The 24,518-nt window shown below is 66.8% G+C and carries 19 protein-coding genes, 1 pseudogene and 1 riboswitch; of the genes and pseudogenes, 6 read left to right on the top strand and 14 right to left on the bottom strand.

The annotated features are described in order from the left end of the window. Positions 1-214 precede the first annotated feature (214 nt). On the bottom strand, positions 215-574 hold the full coding sequence (locus OY559_RS02755; RefSeq protein ID WP_277728598.1) for a hypothetical protein: 360 nt from the start codon (positions 572-574) through the stop codon (positions 215-217). Positions 575-742: 168 nt separating this feature from the next. Between OY559_RS02755 and OY559_RS02750 the strand changes: the two genes are divergently transcribed. Then, complete coding sequence (locus tag OY559_RS02750; protein ID WP_277728597.1) at positions 743-1,378, top strand: Rossmann-fold NAD(P)-binding domain-containing protein; 636 nt, start codon at positions 743-745, stop codon at positions 1,376-1,378. A 10-nt stretch (positions 1,379-1,388) separates the two neighbouring features. On the opposite strand, the gene OY559_RS02745 is transcribed toward OY559_RS02750, so the two are convergent. From OY559_RS02745 to OY559_RS02735, 3 genes are all read right to left on the bottom strand, one after another. Next, a complete protein-coding gene (locus tag OY559_RS02745; protein WP_277728596.1) occupies positions 1,389-1,838 on the bottom strand; it encodes a DUF4920 domain-containing protein in 450 nt (149 codons plus the stop codon). A gap of 53 nt (positions 1,839-1,891) precedes the next feature. After that, complete coding sequence (locus OY559_RS02740; RefSeq protein WP_277728595.1) at positions 1,892-2,395, bottom strand: DUF1269 domain-containing protein; 504 nt, start codon at positions 2,393-2,395, stop codon at positions 1,892-1,894. 125 nt (positions 2,396-2,520) lie between these two features. Then, positions 2,521-3,306 carry a lytic transglycosylase domain-containing protein gene (locus tag OY559_RS02735; RefSeq protein WP_277728594.1) on the bottom strand — a complete coding sequence of 262 codons (786 nt, stop codon included), beginning with the start codon at positions 3,304-3,306 and terminating at the stop codon, positions 2,521-2,523. A gap of 153 nt (positions 3,307-3,459) precedes the next feature. Between OY559_RS02735 and ppa the strand changes: the two genes are divergently transcribed. Further along, positions 3,460-4,014 carry an inorganic diphosphatase gene (gene ppa, locus OY559_RS02730; RefSeq protein WP_055937232.1) on the top strand — a complete coding sequence of 185 codons (555 nt, stop codon included), beginning with the start codon at positions 3,460-3,462 and terminating at the stop codon, positions 4,012-4,014. Positions 4,015-4,075: 61 nt separating this feature from the next. Here ppa and OY559_RS02725 read toward each other — a convergent pair whose 3' ends face one another. From OY559_RS02725 to thiC, 8 genes and pseudogenes are all read right to left on the bottom strand, one after another. Continuing rightward, the gene (locus tag OY559_RS02725) at positions 4,076-5,926 is read right to left on the bottom strand and encodes a sulfotransferase (protein ID WP_277728593.1); all 1,851 of its coding nucleotides are present in this window, start codon (positions 5,924-5,926) and stop codon (positions 4,076-4,078) included. A 148-nt stretch (positions 5,927-6,074) separates the two neighbouring features. Further along, positions 6,075-8,933, bottom strand: coding sequence for a TonB-dependent receptor plug domain-containing protein (locus tag OY559_RS02720; RefSeq protein ID WP_277728592.1), 2,859 nt, complete (start codon positions 8,931-8,933; stop codon positions 6,075-6,077). A 58-nt stretch (positions 8,934-8,991) separates the two neighbouring features. Continuing rightward, positions 8,992-9,900, bottom strand: coding sequence for an AraC family transcriptional regulator (locus OY559_RS02715; RefSeq protein ID WP_277728591.1), 909 nt, complete (start codon positions 9,898-9,900; stop codon positions 8,992-8,994). Between the two features lie 150 nt (positions 9,901-10,050). Continuing rightward, positions 10,051-12,393, bottom strand: a pseudogene (locus tag OY559_RS02710) (winged helix-turn-helix domain-containing protein); the annotation flags it as partial. A gap of 265 nt (positions 12,394-12,658) precedes the next feature. Continuing rightward, positions 12,659-13,345: an ion channel gene (locus OY559_RS02705; protein WP_277729897.1), complete on the bottom strand. Its 687-nt coding sequence runs from the start codon at positions 13,343-13,345 to the stop codon at positions 12,659-12,661. A gap of 16 nt (positions 13,346-13,361) precedes the next feature. Beyond that, positions 13,362-13,529 carry a hypothetical protein gene (locus tag OY559_RS02700; RefSeq protein ID WP_277728590.1) on the bottom strand — a complete coding sequence of 56 codons (168 nt, stop codon included), beginning with the start codon at positions 13,527-13,529 and terminating at the stop codon, positions 13,362-13,364. Then, positions 13,526-14,125 carry a DUF4136 domain-containing protein gene (locus OY559_RS02695; RefSeq protein ID WP_277728589.1) on the bottom strand — a complete coding sequence of 200 codons (600 nt, stop codon included), beginning with the start codon at positions 14,123-14,125 and terminating at the stop codon, positions 13,526-13,528. Before OY559_RS02695 ends, OY559_RS02700 begins: the two co-directional genes overlap by 4 nt. 93 nt (positions 14,126-14,218) lie before the next feature. Next, a complete protein-coding gene (gene thiC, locus OY559_RS02690) occupies positions 14,219-16,105 on the bottom strand; it encodes a phosphomethylpyrimidine synthase ThiC (RefSeq protein WP_277728588.1) in 1,887 nt (628 codons plus the stop codon). 148 nt (positions 16,106-16,253) lie between these two features. After that, positions 16,254-16,354: riboswitch (TPP riboswitch) on the bottom strand. Positions 16,355-16,454: 100 nt separating this feature from the next. Between thiC and OY559_RS02685 the strand changes: the two genes are divergently transcribed. Next, positions 16,455-18,401, top strand: a complete 1,947-nt coding sequence (locus OY559_RS02685) for an alpha/beta hydrolase family protein (protein WP_277728587.1) — start codon at positions 16,455-16,457, stop codon at positions 18,399-18,401. Here OY559_RS02685 and OY559_RS02680 read toward each other — a convergent pair whose 3' ends face one another. After that, positions 18,402-19,253 carry a phosphate/phosphite/phosphonate ABC transporter substrate-binding protein gene (locus OY559_RS02680; protein WP_277728586.1) on the bottom strand — a complete coding sequence of 284 codons (852 nt, stop codon included), beginning with the start codon at positions 19,251-19,253 and terminating at the stop codon, positions 18,402-18,404. A 7-nt stretch (positions 19,254-19,260) separates the two neighbouring features. Next, entirely contained in the window at positions 19,261-21,102 is a 1,842-nt protein-coding gene (gene ilvD / locus OY559_RS02675) for a dihydroxy-acid dehydratase (protein ID WP_277729896.1), read from the bottom strand. Between the two features lie 367 nt (positions 21,103-21,469). Between ilvD and ilvC the strand changes: the two genes are divergently transcribed. Genes ilvC through OY559_RS02660 form a run of 3 tightly spaced genes read left to right on the top strand, consistent with a single transcriptional unit; the run spans position 21,470 to position 24,478 of the window. Continuing rightward, positions 21,470-22,477 carry a ketol-acid reductoisomerase gene (gene ilvC / locus OY559_RS02670; RefSeq protein ID WP_277728585.1) on the top strand — a complete coding sequence of 336 codons (1,008 nt, stop codon included), beginning with the start codon at positions 21,470-21,472 and terminating at the stop codon, positions 22,475-22,477. After that, positions 22,474-24,222 (top strand): acetolactate synthase 2 catalytic subunit, encoded by a 1,749-nt coding sequence (gene ilvG / locus OY559_RS02665; RefSeq protein ID WP_277728584.1) that lies wholly within the window; start codon positions 22,474-22,476, stop codon positions 24,220-24,222. Before ilvC ends, ilvG begins: the two co-directional genes overlap by 4 nt. Further along, the gene (locus OY559_RS02660) at positions 24,206-24,478 is read left to right on the top strand and encodes an ACT domain-containing protein (protein WP_277728583.1); all 273 of its coding nucleotides are present in this window, start codon (positions 24,206-24,208) and stop codon (positions 24,476-24,478) included. The genes ilvG and OY559_RS02660 overlap by 17 nt, the downstream gene beginning before the upstream one ends. Positions 24,479-24,518 lie beyond the last annotated feature (40 nt).

The following is a 24,518-nucleotide window of genomic DNA, read 5'->3' as shown; positions in this document are numbered from 1 at the left end:
GTCCGATTGCGCACGGCCCCACCTTGCAACGCCGCTTCTGAACGAAACTGGCGCGTTGAAATGAACGTGCACGCACGCTTAACCACAGGCGGATCGGCTTCGGCTAGCCCGGTGTTAGTGAGCCGTGATCGCCTTGTCAGGCGTGCGTGGAATGCGTGACGCCGCGCATTGTTTGCCGTTAGCTATTCGTTTTCCGCGCGCTTTTTCCCGCGGTTCAATCCGGCGTTTTTTTGCTGAACCATTGCCAACCAAGGGCGACGCCACTCAACGCGCCGGCGATCTCCAGCACCACGCGCGAGCCAAGCGACTCGGGATCGTGGATGCCCTGCAAGGCCAGCCGCGCATACAGCGGAGACTCCAGTTTCGAAATGCCCAGGTAGAACATGTTCCAGCTGTCCACCCCGGCACCGATGACCACGGCCGAGACGCAGGCCCAACCGACGGTGTGCCCCATCGACCAGCGCATCCTGGTGCTCAGCCAGTTCCAGAACAGGAAGCACAGCACGCCGAGGACGAAAGCGATCAGGCCCGCTTCGATGGCGCCGAGCACACCGTAGTGCAGGGGCAGGTTCATCGCGCGCGACCTGCCGGAACGCACGATGCAGTGGCGGGAGTCTTGTGGCGGTGCATGGACGGGCATTCCCCGGCGCGAGACGGCGCCTGATGCAACAGGTTAACCGATGCGGTCCGGCACCCGCGCAGGGCTGGCATGATGGCGCCACTGCCGCAACGGGAGCCTCACATGGGTCGTCTTTTGCTGGCCGGCGCGACCGGCCTGGTCGGACAGGCCACCCTGCAGCTCGCACTGGCATCCCCTCAGGTGCATCAGGTGGTCGCGCCAACGCGAAGACCACTCCCTCCACACCCGAAACTGCTCAATCCGGTGGTGGATTTCGACACGCTGCCCCGTGATGCCGAGTGGTGGCGCGTGGATGCCGTGGCCTGCGCACTGGGCACGACGATCCGCGCTGCGGGCTCGCAGGACGCATTCCGCCGCGTGGATCACGACTATCCACTTATGATCGCACGCCACGCCCATGCACACGGTGCACAGTCCTTCGCGCTGGTGTCGGCGATGGGCGCCGATGCGGGTTCGCGGATCTTCTACTCGCGCACCAAGGGCGAGGTCGAGAATGCGCTTGCCGGGATCGGCTTCGCGTCACTCACCCTGCTGCGTCCGGGCTTGCTGGGTGGCGATCGCACGCAGCGCCGGACCGGTGAACGCTGGGCGCTGCGCGTGCTGGGCGCGCTGGATCCGGCCCTGCCGAAGCGCTACAGGATCGTGCCTGCGGAACGCGTGGCGCAGGCCCTGCTGGATGCGGCCATGGATGCGGTGCCGGGGCAGCACGTCATTCCATCGGAGCACTTGCTGGGCTGACACCCGCAGGTCAAGCGTCGGGTTCGTCCACGCGGACCTGCACGCCGTCGGCGACGATGCGGTACTCGACCTCGGCTATCGCGGTTCCTGCGCTGGTTTCTTCAGCGGTATGGTCGCGTGCCGCCGGCGACAATGTCACCCGCGACAGCACGCCGTGCACCTGCGCATCGCCCCGCACGTCCTTGGGCACGTAGAAATCGTGATCGCCCAGCAGCACGCGCGCGCCATGACCGTCGTCCTCGAGCATCACCCAGCAGCCCTTCTTCTGGCAGACATCGACGACACGCCCGCTGAAGACGCGCGCCTGGCCTTCATACGCTGCGGGCTGTGCCAGGGCCTGTGCCGATGGCACCACCGCATCGGCGGGAATGTCGGCACCGTACTTGTCCCAGACCGCATCAGACGCCACGGCGGGCGCCGCGATCACCATCGAGCAGATCATCGCCAACCAACGCTGCATGGGCTTGCCTCCGGGTGAATGACGGCATCTTACCCGCGCCGGGACCCGCAGGTTCAATGCAGGAGGCCATGGTGCACGAGCTGCAGGCGCTGGGTCCCCGTCGCGGTGATGGCCTGGCTTGCGCGTTCGAGCAGGCGTTCGTCTTCATCATCGATCACGACCAGCACCTTGCCGGCGTCGATCTCGGTGCGATAGTCGCGGCGCACCTCGCTGGGCACAGAGGAGCCGGCCAGCGCCGCCGCCCAGCCACCCACGGTCGCGCCCACCACCACGCACAGCAGCACCGCCACCCATGGAATGCCCACTGCCGGGACGGCCATGGCAAGCAAGCCGATGACCAGGCCCACGACCGCGCCCCCGACCAGCCCGCGCACTGCCGCCGGCATGAAGTCGGTCGGCGAGCCTTCCTTGTCGGCATCGGGCATCTGCGTCATCTCGATGTCGGGACGCCCGACAAGGGAGGCGTGATCGGGACGGATGCCCAGGTGCAGGGCGACATGCAGCGCGGCTTCGGCCGTATCGATGTCCGGGGCGCTGAACACGCGTCGCGTCTTCATGGCGTTCTCCTGGCCGGCGCGGAAGGGTCGGCCGTGGGGGTTACGCTAGACCGCCATGGGGAAGCAGTGAGTGAAGAATCCGAACCAGGGCTGACGCGCCGACGCGCGGTGGGCACGCGGCGGATTCAGAGCGCCGGTCGCTCCGGCGCCTGCTTGCGTCCCAACGCCCGCAGATAGAGCTCGTACAACGCGGTGACCTTGGACACGTATTCCTGCGTCTCCGCGTAGGGCGGCACGCCGCCGTAGCGCGACACGGTGCCGATGCCGGCGTTGTAGGCGGCCGCGACCAGCGTCAGGTCGCCCTTGTAACGACGCATCAGCCCACGCAGGTGGCGCGCGCCCGCGTTGATCGATTCGGTGGAGGAATACGGGTCGGCGACACCGTACTCCTTCGCCACGTCCGGCATCAGCTGCATCACGCCCATCGCGCCCTTCGGCGACAGCGCCTTCGCATCGAAATCGCTCTCGGCATGCGCCACGGCACGCAGCCAGGCATCGTCGACCCCCGTCTGGCGTGCAGCCGTCTTGAATTCGGAGGGATAGCGGTCCAGCCGCGGTTTGCCGACGCGGCCCAGGCCGGGATGGGCCGGTTCGCCCGGCGGCGTCTGCACGGTGAACTTCAGGTAAGGCGTGGAGCCCGGCAGGTTGCGGGTGGAGTACACCTTCTGGCCATCCTGATCGCGCTCGTACAGCGTGCCGCTGAAGACGCCCATCGCGCCCCACAGGTTGGGCGTGCTGACGGCGTTGTCGTCGATCTCCCTGGCCGTGCACTTCGATCCCGGCTCCGGCGCGGTGGCCAGGCTGACGGTCCCGCCCTGCACACAGCGATACACCGTGCGCGCCCCCGCCTCGGTGCTGGCCAAGGCCAGCACCGTCAGCAGGAAGCCGGCGGCGCGTCGGAGCGGGTGCATGGGCGGCGGATTCTAGGCCCGGCAAGCTGAAGGACAGCCTGAATCACGCTTTCCGCGCCGACGGCCGGCCAGCCCGGCCCGGTCCCTGCTGCGCCGCAGCAGCCAAGCGCGTAAAATGCCGGCCTCTTTCACCCCACCCCCTCGGAGCACGCAATGGGCCTGGATCTGGTCAGCGCCGGCAAGAACCCGCCGGACGAAATCAACGTCATCATCGAGATCCCCAAGGACGCCGAGCCGGTGAAGTACGAGGTGGACAAGGCCAGCGGCGCGATCTTCGTCGACCGCATCCTCTCCACGCCCATGCGCTACCCCTGCAACTACGGCTACGTGCCGCACACGCTGTGCGGCGACGGCGACCCGGCCGATGTGCTGGTCGTACTGCCGCTGCCGCTGATCCCCGGTTCGGTGATCCGCTGCCGCCCGGTCGGCGTGCTGCGCATGAGCGACGAGGCCGGCAGCGACGAGAAGCTGCTGGCCGTGCCGGTGGACAAGGTGTTCGCGGGCTACAGCCACATCAGCGACATCGACCAGGTCAGCCCGCACTGGCTGGAGCGCATCGGCCACTTCTTCGAGCACTACAAGGACCTGGAGAAGGGCAAGTGGGTCAAGCTGGACGGCTGGGGCAACGCCGCCGAAGCCAAGGCCGTGCTGGTGGACGCCATCGCCCGCCAGGCCGCGCAGCCGGAAGACGAGAAGCACAAGTTCTGAGTGCTCCCGCGCGCATCGACAAGAAAGGCCGCCCCAGGGGCGGCCTTTTTTCTTCCTGCGATCAGAGACCCGCGGCGCGTGCCGCGCGTTCGATCGTGGCCTTCCACTGCACGAGGCGCGGCTCGATGTCGGCCGCATGCCGTCGCCACTTGCCCGGATCGGGTTTCGTCAGCGTGTAGCGCGACAGGGGCAGCTGTCCGCCGAGTTCGCGGTCCCACGACCAGCCGGCCCATTCGCTCAGGCGCAGCACCTCCCGCTGTGGGTCCTGCACGAAGCATCCGTAGTCGACCGACACCCAGTCGGCAGGCGACAGCGCATCCAGATCGTCCAGCATGAGGCGCGTCGCGGTTTCCCACTGGCTCGCCACGATCTCCCCGAGCTCCTTTCCGTCCAACGCCTGCCAGCCGGGCGTCAGCAGGAACGACCATGCCGGCCCCTGCCAGCCGGGCAGGTTGTACATGCGGAACCTGCCGGACTGCCATCCGTCGATCATGCTGCCCCAGACCTGCCGCGGATCGCGATGCAGGTAGATGAACTTCGCGTCGGGGAACACCGCCTTCAGGAACGGAATGCGCAGCGCGTTCTTCGGCGTCTTCTCCAGCATCCGGATCGTCGCGCCTTCATCCGGTACGTTGCCCTCGCGATCACGCAGCGCGTCGAGGAACCGGGTACGCAACACTTGCACGACCGTCGGCGTGGCATCGACACGCCCCAACTGGTTGGAGTGGAACCCGCGTTGCGCGGGTGCCAGGCCCTCGACACCCTCGATCAGCTGATGGCTTTCATCGCCGATCGTGTATACGTCGCGCGCACCGGACAGTGTCTCGAACAGCAGCGTGGAACCGGAACGCGGCGGACTGACGATGAAAACCGGCTGATCGAGCTTCCGTGCGTTCATCCGGGTGCCGCTGCCCGCCTGCCTGTCCGTTGCCGCAGGCTTGGCGCCATGCGGATCGCGACGCGCGGACTCATCGACATCGGCAGCCAGGGCCATGCTGAAGATGTGCGCCTTCAACGCCGCCAGCAGTCCCAGTCCGTTCTGCAGCCGGACCTGTGCAACGCCCGCCTGCAGGAGCTTTTCCTGGGTGTCCTTCAGCAGCGCCCTGAAATGCGGGAGTCCCGACACCTGGTTGCCGTGGCAGGCCCACACGCCGTGCCAGTGGCGCGCGAAACGCATCAGCAGCGCATGGATCGCTGGCACCTGTGGGGTGCGCTCAGCGTCGTTGACCAGGAAGCCGATGCACTCGCGAAGCTCCCACGGCGTCATCACGTCGGATGCGTTGAACGATTCATAGTCCAGCGTCGCCTGGTGGCCCTGCATCGGTGCGATCCGTCGTGGCGCCCAACCCGGCTCGCGCCGCTCCGGGGTCCTGCCCTGCTCCAGCAGGTCCCAGAACGCGACGCCGCCCACCGTATCGGCCACCAGGTGGATGCGCGTTTCGCTGCTTTCGTTCAGGACCCGGTGGTGACGCCACGTGTCGAAGATCCAGCACTCGCCCGCCGCCATGTTCACTTCACTGTCGCCGCACTGGAAACGTACCGAGGGCGTGGTGATGATCGGCACGTGTACACGCATGTGTTCACGCCAGTAGTAATTGATGTCGACATGCCCGGTGACCTCGGACTGCCCCGAGAGACGCATGAGCCGGGAACGCCCCCACGTGGCGCCGAGCGATTCCAGTACCTGCATGAGGTATGGCAACCGCGCCAGCGAAGGCGTGGGCCGCATCCGTCCCGTGACCTGGTCGCTGTCGGGATCGCCTTCCGTGGTGATCAGCGCGAGCGCGCTGTTGCCGGGGATCCCGCCCGGATGGGACCGCCAGCATGCCTCGTCGATCGCCAGCACCTCGCGCGCCAACGCCTCGGCGTCGAAGGCAACGGGCAGCTGGATGAAGGGGGCGGGCAGCTTCATGGGGTCGTGCGGATCTCGGCAAGGCCCCGGGAACGGGACGGTGATCGGTACGCCGGATGATACCAACCGCCGCCACGCTGCCGTGCCCGCAAAGAACGACGGCCCCTTGCGGGGCCGTCGTGGTGAAGCAGACGCGTCGATCCGGAGATCAGAAGCGCTGGGTGTACTTGACGTACAGGTAACGATCGAAATCGAAGCCACCGTAGTACGCGAAGTCGCTGTGGCGGTACGCCGAGTTCGAGAACATCAGCGGACCCTTGTGGTCGAACACGTTGTTGGCGCCGATGGCGATCGTGGCATCCCACGGCGCCTTGTAGCTGACCTGCAGGTCGTGGAACGTGTTGGATCCCACGCGGCGGATCGCATCCTCTTCGCCATTGGCGATGTGGTCGGGATCCGTGCAGGGACGGGCCGGCACGCAGCTTTCCTTCATGCCCGAGTAGTAACGGGCCGTCCAGTTGACCGCGAAGTCGCCCAGCGACCAGTCCACGCCCAGGTTCGAGCGCAGGCGGAAGATACCGGAGTTGCCCACGTTGCCCACGATGATCTTCTCGCCGGCCGAGTTCTCGCTTTCCTCGTCGTAGACGCTCGTGTAGGACGAGGTCCAGTCGAACGCGATCTTGCCGAACGACTGCTCCGGCAGGGCGTACTTCACGCCCAGGTCGAAGCCTTCGGTTTCCATCGAACCCAGGTTGGCCAGGCCATAGAACAGGCTGGTGATATGGCCATCGTCCGCACGCACGATGCCTTCGCAACGGGCACTGTTGCCCAGCACGTAGCAGTCACGCAGGATGCGGTCCACGCTGTCCGAGATGATCATGTCCGTCAGCTCGTAGCGGTACCAGTCCAGCGAGATGTCCAGACCTTCCACCCAGCGCGGCGACCATACCAGGCCCATGGTCTTGCTCTTGGACGTTTCCGGCACGAGCGAAGGATTGGAGCCCGTGATGAACTGGTCCGGCGTGGCGCACGGATACGTCGTGCAGGGCACCAGGCCCTGGCCCAGCTGCACGTAGCCGAGCGGAACGCCCGCGCCTGTGCATGCCGCGTTGCCGTTGACGCTGTTCACCGCACCGACGCCGCAGGGGTCGGTGTAGTTCTCGAAGCTGGTGCCGATGCCGCCGTACAGGTTGTCGATCGTCGGCGCGCGGAAGCCCTCGGCATAGGTGCCGCGGACCAGCAGTTCGTCGATCGGACGCCAGGTGAAGCCGAACTTGCTGTTGATCGTGTCGCCGAAGTTGCTGTAGTCGGAATAGCGGCTGGCGACGTTGAAGGTCAGTTCCTTCGCGAACGCCATGTCGGCCAGCACCGGGATGTTCAGCTCGACGTAGAACTCATCGACCGAATAGTCGCCCTCGGTGGTGGTCGCACCCAGACCCGTGCTCTGGCCCGACTGCGCGAACGCGTCCGGCACGAAGCGGCCCTGCTCCTTGCGGTGCTCGACGCCCACCGCGATGCCCAGATCGCCGGCCGGCAACTCGAACAACGTACCCGCCAGGTTGGCGGTGTAGCTGGTGGTGCGGGTCAGGCCGGTATCGGTGAACCACGGGAACAGGAACTTCTGCAGGTCCGGATCGGACAGCGAGCCCGGGCCGGCGACGCCGTAAGGCAGCAGCGGGTTCCACGGACGGCAATCGGAGAGCGGGGTCGGATCGGCCGCGCTGCCGCACTGGGCGACGCCGTCGGCGTTGATGAACGACGGACCCAGCGCCTGGCGCGACGCGATCAGGCTCATGTCGCCGCGCGCGCGCTTGGTCGACTGGTTGCGGTTGATCAGCGCACCGACATCCCAATCCCAGGTCTTGCCACCCAGGTCGAAGAAGCCGGCGAAGCCACCGGCGAAGCGATAGGTTTCCAGCTCGCTGTCGGTGGTGCGCGGCATCTCCCACAGGCGACGGCGGAACGTGGTGTCGCCCGCCATCGGGTTGAACGCACTGTCGGCGGACAGCGGCGTGTCGAACGCGGCGGACTGGTACGGATAGCCGGCGATCTGCTGCTGCGTGGAGCGGTGGTTGTACAGCACGTCGGCGTTGAACGTGATGTTGTCGGTCACGTCGTAGTTCGCGTTGACGAACACCGAACGACGCTCGATGCCCGTGGACAGGAACATCTGCTGGTTGGCGTTCGCGTTGTCATCCGCCGTGTGCACACGGTAGTCGGCACGGTTGGCCGGATCGCCACCCTCGCTCAGCGTCCACCACACGGCGGATGCCGCGGGCGAGCAGGGATCGCAGAACGAGCCGTTCTGGCTGATCGGGCTCCAGCCCGAACCCGGATAGGCCGGACCCGCGTTGCCGTCCTTGGAGAACCAGCGGTCGGCGGCGGAGATCGGATCTTCCTTCGAGTACTCGACCGACAGGGTGACGCCGCCACGGTCGCTGGCCGAGCCCACGGTAAACGAGTACTGCTTGGTGTCGCCGTCGCCTTCACCGGTCTGACCGATGTAGGCCGATGCTTCGGCACCTTCGAAACGCTTGCGGGTGATGACGTTTACCACGCCGGCGATCGCGTCGGAACCGTAGATGGCGGACGCGCCGTCCTTCAGCACTTCGATGCGGTCGATCGCCGACATCGGGATCTGGCTCAGATCCTGGTAACCACCGGTGGTGGCGCCCAGGCGACGGCCGTTGACCAGCACCAGGGTACGGGTCGCGCCCAGGTTGCGGATGTCGACGTAGTAACCACCCACGTTCTCGCCCGAGGCCAGCGCTTCGGAACGCGCGATCGCGGGGGAACCGGCGGAGGTCAGGTTCTGCAGCACGTCGGCCACCGAGGTGAAGCCCTGCTTCTCGATGTCCTCACGCGCGATGGTGATGATCGGCTGCTGCGTTTCCATGTCGGCGCCGCGGATGCGGGAGCCGGTGACTTCGAGGCGATCGAGCGTGGTGGTGCTCGAGGGCGCATCGGTGGTTTCCTGCGCCATGGCGAACGCCGGGACCAGTGCGATGGCAATGCCGGCCGGCAGCAAGCCGACCCGCATCGCGCGACGCGGACTACGATGGTTCATTGAATCTCTCCTCAGGGGAACGTGTTGCGTTATGGGCGTGTTAAAACGCCTTGCAAACTTACGTTCCAGTCTTCACGGCCGCTTTGCGCACGAGGGCCGATGACTTTGCCGAGTCTGTCCTCGACGCAGTCGATGCGATGCGATACCGACTCGCCGAGGTTCCGAAGCGCGCACGGAAAGCCCGGGCGAAGCTGCAGCAATTGTCGAAACCCGATGCCGCGGCGACTTCGCCCACCATCATCGAGGTGTTGCGCAGCAGTTCGGCCGCATGCTCCAGCCGCATCCGTGCCGCGGCCGCCTGTGGGCTTTCGTCGTACAGGCTGTAGAAGGTGCGCGAGAAGTACCAGCTGGAGAAGCTAGTCAGTTCGGCCAGTTCGCTGATCCGCACCACGCGGTCGCAATTGCCTTCCAGATAGAGACGGGCGCGCTGCAGGCGACCGAAGACCTGACGCTTGCGGCTGCGTGAACGCCCCGGGCAACGCTGGATGTAGTCGGAGAACTCCTGCTGGATGGCCACCACATGCAGCAGCAAGGGACGCAGCGCGAGGAAATCCGGACCTTGCGGTGCGTGCCGGGACACTGCGCGCCACAGGCGCAGCAGCGTCAACGCATCGCGCCGGGACAACCGCCCACGGCCGGCATACAGGGGGCTGTCGGCGAATCGCGCCATCGCGCGCAGCGCGTCCGCGCTCAGCGCCACCCCCAGGCACAGGCCGTAGCGGTCGCTCTGCACCAGCGGCTTGGAATCGCGCTCCAGCGCGATCCAGTGGCCCCGGCGCAGCCGGAAACGCCCTTCCTTGGCTTCCACCCATGAGGTGCCGCGCAACTGCACCCACACGCTGAATACGTCAGCGCCCGCCTGCACGGCGCCCAGCCGCGAGACCGCGACGCAGCCGTTCGGATCCTGGCCATCGGCGGCATCGGCACGGACCACTTGTCCGCGATCCCCCCACAAGGTTTGCTCCATCGGTCGTTCCACTTTGCACAACAGGAGCAGTGGATGTGCCGGAACACGACCGATGCGGCAGGAAATTGCGCGGAAAACCCGCCGAAATCTCCACGAATCCGCTTCCGAAGAACTTGCGAAAGTGTTTTCTTTTTCCGGATCAGCGACTTACCAGAACCGCGCAGGGGGCGTCGCCGCCGTGCGCCGCAACGAAAGCAGGCCGATGTCGGACCCGTCGTTGATCGCCATTGAGACGTACGCCACACGCGTGCGCGCATGTGCGCTGAAGCCATTGATCGTGGAGAGGTGGTTCGGCTCCAGGCATCGGGGGGAGGGATGCGAACGTCCCGCGCCGATATGGCGCAGGCTGACATAGCACCCGGCCCGCTGTTCGAGGTACTCGACCTGGCCGTCCTCGGTGACCGTCCAGGTGCGGTAACGCTGGCTCACCGGGTGATTGCCATCGATCTGGCGAATGCTGCCGGGCGACAACGACAGGTCTGCCTGCCACAACCCGTCCCGACCCAGCCGGGTGAACAGCATCCGTCCCTGTGCTCCATCGGGACGCGCGAACGACACCCCCTCGATGGTGGCGACCTGTCGCCACGGCGTGCTGCTCCGGTCGAACAGCACCAGTTGCTGGCTGTCCCCGCGTCCGGCGACCACGAAGATCCGCGCCGGGTCCGGCGAATAGGCCGCAAACAGCAGGTCCTCCAGTGCCACCGGCACCGCCAGCGACTGCAGTTGCCCGCTGGCGGGGACCAGTTCGTGCAGACCATAGTGCCCGGCGCCGTCGGTCCCGACGACAAGCACCCGCTTGCCGTCCGGCGACCATGCAGGCAGGTGGCGGGACTCTGGATGGATACCCTCGATCAGGCGCAACGACGCGGGGCGTTCCATGTCGGCCCACCACAGGGCGTAGTCGCCGGAGCGGTCGGAGGTGAACACGATCTGGCGACCATCCGGCGCCACCGACGGCAGCGTGTCGCGACCGGTGGAAGGGAACAGCCGTTCCGGCACGGGCAGCTTCCCGTCCATCGCCGGCGCACTGCTGATGCGGTACACGCCGAACTGCGGCTTGCGCTGCACGAACGCCAACTGGTCCGCGCGCGCTGCGATGGCCGGCGTCTGCGCATCCTCGATGCCGAGATCCTCGATGCGGCCATCCTGCAGCGTCAGGCGATACAGGCGCGTGTGACTGTCGACACGGCGCCCGAACACGATGGCCTCGCCGTCCGGGGTCCAGTCCCAGCCGCGCAACTCCGCGCGCTGGTGGGTGAGGCGCTCTGCCCGGCCCCCTTCCGCGGGAATGCGCCACAGGTCGCCCAGCGGCGTGTTGCGGACAAAGGCGATCCACTTCCCGTCCGGCGAATAGCGCGGCGCGGTATCGACATCCTCGTCGTTCGCGCCGTAATCCAGCGCACGCCAACGCCCCGTGGCGAGCTCCAGCAGGCGCAGGCCCGGTTCGCCCGCGCCCGTCAGCGGACTGCTGAACACCAGCCCGTCCCCGCCGGGCATCCAGTCGAAACTGGGCCGGTTGTTCGGATCGCAGATCCCGAGTGTGCGCGGCTCTCCACCACTGGCCTGGACCGCCATGATCCGGCAGTCCTTGCCGGGGAAGCGGCGCAGGAAGGCGACCTCACGGCCGCTGGGCGACCACTCCGGATTGCTGTCCCATGCACCTTCAGGTGGCGATGTCAGGGCGCGCGGCTGGGCCGGCTCGGTGGTCTGCACCATGATCGCGGTGCCTGCGAGTTCCTCCGTCAGGCTGGAGAGATAGGCGACCTGCGAACCGTCCGGCGACAGCGCCGGTGACAGTTCGAATCCGGGCGCCGAGGTGATCAGGCGATACGGACGCGGTGCGGGTACCAGTGTCTGCACGCCGGACTCTGCCGGAACCGGTCCACCGCGCGTCACCATCATCCACAGCCCCCACGCTGCGACACCCAACGCCAGTACGCCCAGCCCGATACCCCAGGCCCATCGACGGAACAAGCGGGCGTCCGGGACCTGTCCTGCGCTGGCCGTGACCGTAACCGGCGCGACCGCGTGTCGGGCTGCATCATCTGGCGGCGCGACGACAGGTGCAGCGGCTGGCGCGGAAGAAGCAGGAACAGCTTCACCGGCATCGTGCGATGGAGCGTCCCCGCCCGCAGCCGGCAACCACTCCACCGACGCAAGCAGGCGATACCCGCTCTTGGCGATGGTCTCGATGTAGCGCGGGCCATCGCCGCGTTCACCGAATGCCTTGCGCAACTGGGTGATGGCCTGCGTGACCACGTCGTTGGTCGGCAGCGTGTCGGGCCAGACCACGGCCAGCAGCGTGTCGCGGGTGACGACCCTTCCAGGCGCATCGGCCAGCGCCAGCAATACGCCCATCGATTTGGGCGTGATGCGCGCGGGCTTGCGGGCACCCGGCGCACGGATCTCGCGCAGGGCGATATCGACGAAGCACTCGCCCACCTTCAGGTGTTCGGCAGGGGGCACGATGGGGGGCTCGGCAGGTAGGGGCATGTTGGGGGCGGATGCTGCGCCGGCACCCTCATCCCGTCATGTGCCTGAATACCTGTCTCCGACCGGATCGTTCAATCCGGCAAATTCGGCAAAGTGCAGGAACAGCATGGGGAAAGCGCGCCGTCGCGGTGCATTTTACAGTGACCGCCGTGTTCCCCCTGAACGGGAACATCACAGGCAATCTCTCTCTCCCGCCGACGTCCTATTACAACCTGTTCCAGCATTCGCGCCCCCGGGCGCGAATTTTTTTGCCTGCCTGGAACACTCAGCCTTCCCTGCGCACCGGCTGCTTGAGGATCGTCAGGCCGATCAGCCGCGAGACCACCACGGCGATGTACATCACGCCCGCGAACTGCTCCAGCATCACCAGCGCGCGCGCCTGGGGCTGGATCGGCACCACGTCGCTCAGGCCGACCCCGGAAAGCAGGCTGAAGCTCAGAAATAGCAACTCCATCCAGCTGCGGGCCGACGTGGGATCCACCGCCGCCGTGAAGCTGCCCGGATACCACTGCTGGCAGACCGAGAACGCGAAGGCGAAGGCCCATGCGAGCAGCGTGAACGTCGCGCCCGCGGCGAACAGTTCATCGCTGGTGACCTTGTGGTCCTGCAGCATGTAGGCGATCAAGCTGCCCGCGGTGTAGAAATACAGTCCGCATTCCAGCAGGTGGGCGTAGATGCCGAGCGTGGGCTGGTCGAAGATGGCCGACGACACCGACAGCAGCACCGCAGGCACCGCGAGCGACCAGGCGATCCAGTTCACCGCCGCGCTGCGGTTGACCACCCACAACGCGAGCGCGAGCACCAGGATGCCGAAGGCGCCGAACAGCGCGCGGCCGGCCTGCGTGTCCTCCATCACGGGATACAGGAGTATCCCCGCCAGTTGCACGATCAACAGGAACGCCGAAGGATGGCGACGCAGCGTCACCATCCAGCGCAGCCACGCCCAGGGCATCGTCATGCGGCGACCGTCACTTGAAGTGATGGACCAGCGCGTAGTAGACCACGTAGATCCACGACAGCACGCCATGGATCACCGCCCACAACAGCGATTTGTTCGCGCTCCACGAGATGGTGATGGCCAGCGCGGTGCCGAAGCCTATGCCCGCCTTTGCGAGGCCTGCACCATTCCCCTTCATGGCGACACCGCGGGCGTGCCACTGCCCGCGCGGTACGGGTAGCGCAGGAAGATATCGGCCACGGCGGCATCGATCTTCGCAGCCCGCTCTTCCGGCGTGGCACGGCCCACGCGGCCGACCGCCACGCCCGTCCATACCAGCCGGTTCTGCGCCGCGTCCACCAGATCCACGTTCATCGTGCCCTCGGTGTACTGGTAGACCTCGGTGCGGTCGCGCCAGTAGGGCACGGACACATAACGACGGGCGCGGTAGCTGTAGTAGTAGTCGTAGTCGACTTCCGGCATCGACACGACATCGGTCTTTTCCTGCATGTAGGCATTGAGGTTCACCCACAGGTCGGGCGAGGTCTCGTCGTAGACGTAGCCGCGCGCTTCCATCTGCGCCCGCGCCGCGTTCTTGATACGGCCGCTGGTCAGGGTGGCGTAGCCCTGCGCCTCGATCGCCAACGGCGAATAGAAGGCGAAGCTGCGGTACTGCGCGAAGTTCGCGGACGGGTCCACGTCGCTGGTGATGCGCGGGCCGGTGGCGCAGGCCGCGAGCAGCAGGACACAGGCGGCCATCATCCAGCGACCAGCATGAGAGGCGAAACCGACCATGTTCGTTCTCCTGTCGGGACGCCGCCAGGATGGCGGACGCCCGGTGAACATTACGCGTGAGTGTGCCGGATGGATGCCCGCCACCCGGACCTGTCAGCCCTGACGATACACCTGCGCGCCCTGGGCCAGGAACTCGGCCGACTTCTCCGCCATCCCCGCTTCCAGCGCCGCCTGCTCTTCCACGCCATGCTCGGCCGCGTAGTCGCGCACGTCCTGGGTGATCTTCATCGAACAGAAATGCGGACCGCACATGGAACAGAAGTGCGCCAGCTTGTGCGCATCCTTCGGCAGGGTTTCGTCGTGGAATTCCTTGGCCTTCTCCGGATCGAGGCCAAGGTGGAACTGGTCCTCCCAGCGGAACTCGAAGCGCGCCTTGCTCAGCGCGTTGTCGCGCACCTGCGCGCCAGGATGGCCCTTGGCCAGGTCGGCGGCATGCGCGGCGATCTTGTACGCCATGATGCCGTCGCGCACGTCCTGGCGATTGGGCAGGCCCAGGTGCTCCTTCGGTGTCACGTAGCAGAGCATCGCCGTGCCGTACCAGCCGATCATCGCCGCACCGATCGCACTGGTGATGTGGTCGTAGCCCGGCGCGATGTCGGTGGTCAGCGGCCCCAGCGTGTAGAACGGCGCCTCGCCGCACTCGCGCAGCTGCTTGTCCATGTTCTCCTTGATCAGCTGCATCGGCACGTGGCCCGGGCCTTCGATCATGCACTGCACGTCGTGCTTCCACGCGATCTTGGTCAGCTCGCCCAACGCTTCCAACTCACCGAACTGCGCGGCATCGTTGGCATCGGCGATGCAACCCGGGCGCAGGCCGTCACCCAGCGAGAAGGCTACGTCGTAGGCCTTCATGATCTCGCAGATGTCCTCGAAGTGCGTGTAGAGGAAGTTCTCCTTGTGGTGCGCCAGACACCACTTGGCCATGATCGAGCCGCCACGCGAGACGATGCCGGTCACCCGCTTGGCCGTCAGCGGCACGTGGCGCAGCAGCACGCCGGCGTGGATGGTGAAGTAGTCCACGCCCTGCTCGGCCTGTTCGATCAGCGTGTCGCGGAAGATCTCCCACGTCAGCGCCTCGGCGCGGCCGTCGACCTTCTCCAGCGCCTGGTAGATCGGTACTGTACCGATCGGCACCGGCGAGTTGCGGATGATCCACTCGCGCGTCTCGTGGATGTGCTTGCCGGTGGACAGGTCCATCACCGTGTCACCGCCCCAGCGGATCGACCACACCAGCTTCTCCACTTCCTCGGCGATACCGGAGGAGACGGCGCTGTTGCCGATGTTGGCGTTGATCTTGGTCAGGAAGTTGCGGCCGATGATCATCGGCTCGCTTTCCGGGTGGTTGATGTTGTTCGGCAGGATGGCGCGGCCGCGGGCGATCTCGTCGCGCACGAACTCCGGGGTGATGAACGTCTGGATGCTGGCACCGAAGGATTCGCCCGGGTGCTGCTTCAACAGCATCGCATCGCGCACCGCATCGAGTCGTTGGTTCTCGCGGATGGCGACGTATTCCATCTCCGGCGTGATGATGCCGCGCCTGGCGTAATGCATCTGGCTGACGTTGGCGCCCGCCTTCGCACGGCGCGGCAGGATGCGGCCGGGGAAGCGCACGCTGTCCAGCTTCGCATTGGTTTCGCGCGAACGGCCGAACTCCGAGCTGAGCGCCGGCAGCTGTTCCGTATCCCCACGCTCCTCGATCCACTTCGCGCGCAGCGCGGGCAGGCCGGCGGCCAGGTCGATGGTCGCATTGGAGTCGGTGTAGGGACCGGAAGTGTCGTAGACGGTGACCGGCGGATTCTCTTCGCCCCCGAAGATGGTCGGCGTCTGCGTCAGTGTGATCTCCCGCATCGGCACCTGGATATCCGGGCGCGAGCCTTCGACGAAGATCTTGCGAGACCCGGGAATGGGACGCGTGACGGATTCGGAAAGTTGCCCGGTCTGCTGCAACAGGTCGGTGGCGGGCTTGGGAATGGCATTCATCGGCTTCGTCCTTTTTGAATCCCCGCACCTGGATGTGCGGGCTCTTGCGAGGGATTCGCATAATGCGACGCGAGGGAATCGCATCACGGACGAAGCGGCGGCGCGGCGGCGGACGGATGGCGGGCCCAGGGGGACGACACGGCAACACGGCGCAGCCTGCGAAGCTTCCCTACGCCGGTCTCAACCGGATCAGGTTCGAAGGGTCTGTCTCAATCACCGGCCAGGCCGGCGATACCCCCGCTTCGGGGCGAATTAGACCACAAGCCGGCCCGCGACGCCGCAGGCTCCCTTCAGCACTCCGACGACCGGGATATCCTTGGCATCAGTGCCACCGGACAGGAACGAGAGGATGATGGGATTCACCATGTGGGCCGCCATTGGGGTTTTGCTGACCGCATGCATCGCGCCAGCCGGCGCCGAGGCCCTCGTACCGATAGAGACGTTCGCCGCCGCCAACCGGCTCCACTCACCACGACTTTCGCCGGATGGCACTCACCTGGCGATCACGGCCGACTTGGGCGACGGTCATCATGCATTGATGGTCCACCGCACCGACGACATGCAGCGCACTGCCCTGCTCCGGTTGCCGCGATACGAACTTCCGACCCAAGTCGCGTGGGTCAGCGACAACCGGCTGGTGTTGGCAAAAGGGCGACAAGTGGGATCACGAGAGGCCCCCGTCCCCATGGGCGACATCATCGCGACCGACGCCGACGGCAAGAACCAGAAGTACCTGTTCGGCTATCAGCAGACTTTACGGACGGCGGGCATCGAAGCCGGCTTCGGCTACATCGAGGGCCTGCTCGCGACGCCCAATGGCCGCTTCTACATGCGACGGTTGTCGCGCGGCACGCAACGCTCCCAGCTTTACGACGTAGATGCCGGCAACGCCACGGGGCGCCTGGTCGCCGACATCGACGTCAAGGACCTGCGTTTCACGCTGGATCGGCAGGGCGTGCCCAGGTTCGCTGCGGGCGTGGACGACAACGACCGGCAGGTGCTGTTCATCGCCGATGCGCAGGGCCGAAACTGGACTCCCGCCGCCTCCGATTCGGCGGATACCGTGTGGACGCCTTACGCCTTCAACGCTGATGGCTCGCAGCTATACGCGCTGCAGTCCGTGAATAGCGGCCCGTCGACGCTGGTCGTGTCCACGCCGGACGGTCGCGACCGCCGCGTGCTGGCCCAGCACCCGCTCCGCAGCGTCTCCGACATCGAATGGGGCGCGACCCCCATGCAGCCCTTCGCCGCCGTGATCGCCGACGGAAAACCGCGCGCGATCTACTTCGACGCCCAGTCGCCAGATGCGCAACTGCACGACGCGCTGTCCAACAGCTTTCCCGATCACTACGTCGCCTACGTGGACCACAGCCGCGACGGCAATCGTTCGTTGCTGTACGCCTTCAGCGACCGCGACCCGGGCAGCTGGTACCTCTTCGACCGCGCGCAAGGCAAGGCGTCGCTGCTGCTCTCAAGCCGCGAAGGCCTGGATGCCGCCCGGATGGGCGAGCGTCGCGCTATCCGCTTCCGCGCGAGCGATGGCATGGAACTGGAAGGGTTCATGACCCTGCCGGCCGGCGTCGCCACGCCTGCCGGCCTGCCGACCGTGGTGATGCCGCACGGCGGCCCGCATGCGATCCGCGACGACTGGGCGTTCGACCAGGATGCGCAGTTCCTCGCGAGCCGTGGTTACCTGGTCCTGCAGGTGAACTATCGCGGCTCGGGCGGACGTGGGCGCGCTTTCGAGGAGGCCGGCTACCTGAAGTGGGGCACGCGGGTGCAGGACGACCTGCTGGATGGCCTGCGCTGGACCATTGGACAGGGATACGCGGATGGAAGCCGAGTCTGTGCGTACGGTGCCAGCTTCGGTGCTTATTCGGCCCTGATGCTGGCGGCGCGGGCGCCGGACCTGATCAAGTGCACGGCCGGCTTGGCTGGCGTGTACGACCTGAAGATGATGTACGCCAAGGGCGACATCCGCAGCACGCAATCCGGCAACAACTACCTCGTGCGGACTATCGGTCGCGATGAAGCGGCACTTGTGGCGGCTTCACCCACGACGCTGGCCGCACAGATCACAGCACCGGTGCTGTTGGTGCATGGAGAGCTGGACGAGCGCGCCCCCATATCCCAAGCCCGAGCCATGCAGACGGCGCTGGAACGCGCCGGGCGCGCGCCGGAATGGATGGCGGTGCCCGGTGAGGGCCACGGCTTCCATGCCGACGCCAACAACATCGCGTTCTACCGGACGCTAGAGACCTTCCTGGCGCGGCACATCGGTCCGGCTGCGCACTGACTAGGGTTTGACCTGCATCATCAAGGCATCCAGGAGTTCCCGCACCGGCATGGTGAAGCGTTGCGCATCGCCAAACTCGGGCCAGCCCACCCGCAGCGCGGCCATCACGGCGGGAGCTTCGTCGTGGGCCTCGAGCAGCCAGACCGTGAACTGCTGGCACGGCACATCGGCCGCGGGCCGGCACAGCAGCGGGCCAGGCGGAATGGGATCGGAGCGCCAGAGCTCGACCACGCCGGCCGGGCGACCTGCGTCGTAGACATCGGCCGCGAGCGCAGCCACGTCGGCTTCGCCGGACGCCACTGCCCCCAGTGCCGCCGCGTGCGAACCGACGTAAGTGAGATGGGCGAAGGCGGTCGTCGGTTCCAGACCCCGGCGGCGCAGTTCACGCACCGGCACGAAGCCGCCCGAGGCCGAATCGCGACCGACCAGAACCAGACGCAACGTCTGCGCCTGCCGTTCCAGTTCACCCGGCGCTTCCAGTCCCTGCCGGGCAATCAGCACGGCGCGGTAGCGGTCCGCCTGCAGCGCGGGCACCTGCGGTACCGGCAGGACCGTCAGGGGTTCGCTCGCACGCCGCGCCTGCAGATACCCGTGCAGATTGGGCACGGCCACATCGACATCGCCACGCCGCAGCGCATCGACCAGCGCCGTGGGCGAGTCGAACAGGCGGATCCGCACCGGATGCCGGGCGCGCAGGCCCAGATAGTCCGCCAGCGGTTGGATCGCGGCAGCGCGGTCACGCTGCGGATACGCGTAGGTGGCAATCACCCAGGCGCGCGGTGGCGCCTGCTGGGCCCACGCAGGCACGACGGACAACAGCGACAGGACGATGACGAAGAGGGCGCGGGTCATCCCGCTATCAGACACCATCCAGCAGTTGCTTGTCGCGTACCGCGCCCTTGTCGGCGCTGGTGGCGAGCAAGGCGTAAGCCTTCAATGCCGTGCTGACCTTGCGCGCGCGCAGCTGCGCGGGCTTCCAGCCCTTCGCGTCCTGCTCGGCTCGGCGCGTCGCCAGTTCGTCGTCGGAGACCAGCAGCGAGATCGAACGCTGCGGGATATCGATGCGGATGCGGTCGCCTTCGCGCACCAGGCCGATCGCACCACCCGCCGCCGCTTCCGGCGACGCATGCCCGATCGACAGCCCGGAGGTGCCGCCGGAAAAACGCCCGTCGGTCAGCAGCGCGCATTGCTTCCCGAGTCCTTTCGATTTCAGGTAGCTGGTCGGGTACAGCATTTCCTGCATGCCAGGCCCGCCCTTGGGGCCTTCATAGCGGATCACGACGACATCGCCGGACTTCACCTCATCGCCGAGGATGCCGGCCACCGCTGCGTCCTGGCTTTCGAACACGCGCGCCGTGCCTTCGAAGACATGGATCGACTCGTCCACGCCGGCCGTCTTCACCACGCAGCCGTCGACCGCGATATTGCCGTAGAGCACGGCCAAGCCGCCTTCCTGAGAGAACGCATGTTCGACGCTGCGGATGCAGCCTTCCGCGCGGTCGGTATCCAGCGATGGCCAGCGCGTGGCCTGGCTGAAGGCGACCTGGGTGGGGATGCCGGCCGGCCCGGCCTTGTAGAACGTGGCGACGGATTCGTCCTGGTTGGTGGCGACGTCCCACTTCGCGATCGCGTCGCCCAGTGTCTTCGCGTGCACGGTCGGGACCTCGGTGTGCAGCAAGCCGCCGCGTGCGAGTTCGCCGAGGATCGCCATGATGCCGCCGGCGCGGTGCACGTCTTCGATGTGGTACTTCTGCGTGTTCGGCGCCACCTTGCACAGCTGCGGCACGCGTCGCGACAGGCGGTCGATGTCGCGCATGTCGAACGGCACCTCGCCTTCCTGCGCGGCGGCGAGTAGATGCAGGATGGTGTTGGTGGAACCGCCCATCGCAATGTCCAGCGTCATCGCGTTCTCGAACGCTTCGAACGTGGCGATGCCGCGCGGCAAAGCGCTGGGATCTTCCGCACCGTACCAGCGGTGGCAGAGTTCGACCGCCACGCGCCCGGCGCGGAGGAACAGCTGTTCGCGATCCGCATGCGTGGCCACCACCGTGCCGTTGCCCGGCAGCGACAGGCCCAGCGCTTCGGTCAGGCAGTTCATCGAGTTGGCGGTGAACATGCCGGAGCACGAGCCACACGTGGGGCATGCGCTTCGCTCGACCGCGGCGACCTCCTCGTCGGATACGTTCGGGTCCGCCGCCATGACCATCGCGTCGACCAGGTCGAGCTTGTGCTCGGACAGCCGCGTCTTGCCGGCCTCCATCGGCCCGCCCGACACGAACACGGTGGGGATGTTCAGCCGCAGCGCGGCCATCAGCATCCCGGGCGTGATCTTGTCGCAGTTGGAGATGCACACCAGCGCGTCGGCGCAATGCGCGTTGACCATGTACTCGACGGAGTCGGCGATGACCTCGCGCGACGGCAGCGAATACAGCATGCCGTCGTGGCCCATCGCGATGCCGTCGTCCACCGCGATAGTGTCGAACTCCTTGGCCACGCCGCCGACGCGCTCGATCTCGCGCGCCACCAACTGGCCCAGGTCCTTGAGGTGCACATGGCCCGGGACGAACTGGGTGAAGGAGTTGGCGATGGCGACGATGGGCTTGTGGAAGTCGGCGTCCTGCATGCCGGTGGCGCGCCACAATGCGCGGGCACCGGCCATGTTGCGACCGTGGGTGGACGTTCTGGAGCGGTACTCGGGCATGAAATCCAGCAGTGCGGCGATGACGTGGGAAGCCTTGATTCTGCTGCGTTTCCACGGTTTCAGTTGCAACCATATCGACTGAAATCATCCGATCGTCGCAAAGGAGGGAAAACCGCTTGACACGCTTCGCAGCGGCATGTTTCCCTTGCCGCATGTTGCAGCGCCACACGCCCACGATGACCGACCCGACCGCACCCGCTGCGGCTTCCGTCCTCGTACTCGTCCTTATTACCTCGCCCACAACTGCGGGACGGACCGGCGCGTAAGCAACAGACAACGCCAGATTCGCAAAACCCCGCACTGAGAAGTGCGGGGTTTTTTGTTTAAGAGCCTTTCCCTTCACCTCAACCTCCAGGAATCCCGCTCCATGACCACCGCCAACGCTCTCCCGCAACCCAAGATCACCGTCGTCGGCTACGGCAGCCAGGGCCGTGCGCACGCGCTGAACCTGCGCGATTCCGGCTTCGACGTGACCGTCGGCCTGCGCCCGGGCGGCCCGACCGAAGCGAAGGCCGAAGCCGATGGCTTCGTGGTGAAGGCACCGGCCGATGCGGTGAAGGACGCCGACCTGGTCGCCGTGCTGACGCCGGACATGGTGCAGAAGAAGCTCTACGCCGACGTGCTGGCGCCCAACATGAAGCAGGGCGCCGTGCTGCTGTTCGCGCACGGCCTCAACGTGCACTTCGGCATGATCGAACCGCGCGCCGACCTGGACGTGGTGCTGGTCGCGCCGAAGGGCCCGGGCGCGCTGGTGCGCCGCGAGTACGAGATCGGTCGCGGCGTGCCCTGCATCTACGCCGTCTACCAGGACAGGAGCGGCAAGGCCGAGCAGTTCGCGCTGGCCTATGCCGGCGGCCTGGGCGGCGCACGCGCCAACATCATCAAGACCACCTTCAAGGAAGAAACCGAGACCGACCTGTTCGGCGAGCAGGCCGTGCTGTGCGGCGGCGCCTCGTCGCTGGTGCAGGCCGGCTTCGAGACGCTGGTGGAAGCCGGCTACCAGCCGGAGATCGCCTACTACGAAGTGCTGCACGAACTGAAGCTGATCGTCGACCTGTTCTACGAAGGCGGCATCACCCGCATGCTGGAATTCATTTCCGAGACCGCGCAGTACGGCGACTTCGTCAGCGGCCCGCGCGTCATCGACGCCTCGGTGAAAGCGCGCATGAAGGACGTGCTGACCGACATCCAGAACGGCACCTTCACCCGCAACTGGCAGGCCGAATACGACGCCGGCCTGCCGAACTACAAGAAGTTCCAGCAGGCGGACAAGGACCACCCGATCGAGAAGGTCGGCAAGGAGCTGCGCGCGAAGATGGTGTGGCTGCAGGCCAACGCCGCGCAACCCGATACAGACGAGCAGGCCGCCGCATGAACGCCGCCGCGGCCACTGCCCCACGCAATGGCGCCCGCTGGCTGGCCCACGCCCTGGAAGCCGAGGGCGTGGACACGCTGTTCGGCTATCCCGGCGGCACCATCATGCCGTTCTACGACGCGCTGGTGGATTCCAACCTCAAGCACATTCTGGTGCGGCACGAGCAGGGCGCCGCGTTGGCGGCGAACGGCTATGCGCGCGCGAGCGGCAAGGTCGGCGTGTGCGTGGCCACCTCCGGCCCCGGCGCGTCCAACCTGGTCACCGGCATCGCCGACGCGATGCTGGATTCGGTGCCGATGGTCTGCCTGACCGGCCAGGTCGCCACCACGCTGATGGGCACCGACGCGTTCCAGGAACTGGACGTGTTCGGCCTGACCCTGCCGATCGTGAAGCACAGCTTCGTCGCCAGGCGCGTGGACGACCTGCCGACCATGGTGCGCGAAGCCTTCCGCATCGCGCGCGAAGGTCGTCCCGGCCCGGTGCTGATCGACCTGCCGAAGGACGTGCAGATGTCCGACGCCTCGCACCTGCCCGACCATGTGCCAGCCAGCGTCGATCCGCTGCCGGCACCGGACGACGCGAAGCTGGCCGATGCGCTGGCGGCCATCGCAGGCGCCGAGAAGCCGTTGATCTACGGCGGCGGCGGCATCGGCATCGCCGACGCGGTCGATGCGTTCCGCCAGTTCGTCGACGCCACGAAGATCCCCACCGTGCTGACGCTGCGTGGCCTGGGTGCCCTGCCCGCGAACCACCCGCATTACCTGGGCATGCTGGGCATGCACGGCACGCGCGCGGCCAACATGGCCACGCAGGAATGCGACCTGCTGATCGTGGTCGGCGCGCGCTTCGACGACCGCGCCACCGGCAAGCTGGCCGAGTTCGCGCCGTTCGCCCGCGTGCTGCACGTGGATGCCGATGCCTACGAGATCGGCAAACTGCGGACCGCCGACATCGCGGTGCCGGGCGACATCGCCGCCAGCCTGAAGGCGCTGAAGGCGGCACGCAGCACGTGCGACGAGTGGCGCAGGCACTGCCTGGGCAACCGTGAGCGCTTCGGCTTCCGCTACGACGCCCCGGGTACCGACATCTACGCGCCCGGCCTTCTGAAACGGCTGAGCGAGGTGGCACCGGCTGACGCGATCGTCGCGTGCGACGTGGGCCAGCACCAGATGTGGGTGGCGCAGCACTGCAAGTTCACCCATCCGCGCAACCACCTGACCAGCGGTGCGCTGGGCACGATGGGCTTCGGCCTGCCCGCGGCGATGGGCGCGCAGTTCGCCTGTCCCGACCGCACCGTCATCCTGGTCAACGGCGATGGCGGCTTCATGATGAACGTGCAGGAGCTGGCGACCATCGCCCGCTGCAAGCTGCCGGTGAAGATCGTGCTGATCGACAACAGCGCGCTGGGCATGGTGCGGCAGTGGCAGGAGCTGTTCTTCTCCGAGCGCTACAGCGAGATCGACCTGTCCGACAACCCGGACTTCGCCGCGCTGGCCCGCGTGTTCGGCATTCCCGCGCACCACATCAGCCTGCGCGATGAAGTCGAAGGCGCCTTGGCCAACCTGCTGGCCCAGCCCGGACCGGCTCTGCTGCACGTCACCATCGACATCAAGGCCAACGTCTGGCCGCTGGTGCCGCCGAACCACGCCAACAGCTCGATGCTGGACGCCAATCCCGCAAAGGTCGCCGCCGAGCCTGCCGTCGCGGCCGACGGACCGGAGAAGAAGAATGCGTTACCGGCTTGAACTGAAGCTCAAACCTGCCGAGGGCGCACTGGTGCGCGTGCTGGGCATGATCGAGCGCCGCGGTTTCCCGCCCCATGCGGTGCACGCCACCCACGACGGCGAAGGCTACTGGGCGCTGGCGCTGGTGATCGACAGCACCCGCGCACCTGAAACCCTGCGCCAGCAGCTGCTGAAGATCTACGACGTCGAGGAACTGTCCTTCAGTGCCGTGCAGGAACTGAGCAGGGATCGTCGCCACCAGGACCGCGCCGCATGAAGGCCACGCCCGCCAACGCGGACGTCGTGGTCCGGAGGCG

It is taken from the genome of Pseudoxanthomonas sp. SE1, from assembly GCF_029542205.1.
GTDB lineage: Bacteria > Pseudomonadota > Gammaproteobacteria > Xanthomonadales > Xanthomonadaceae > Pseudoxanthomonas_A.
This window is presented reverse-complemented; position numbering and strand designations above follow the sequence as displayed.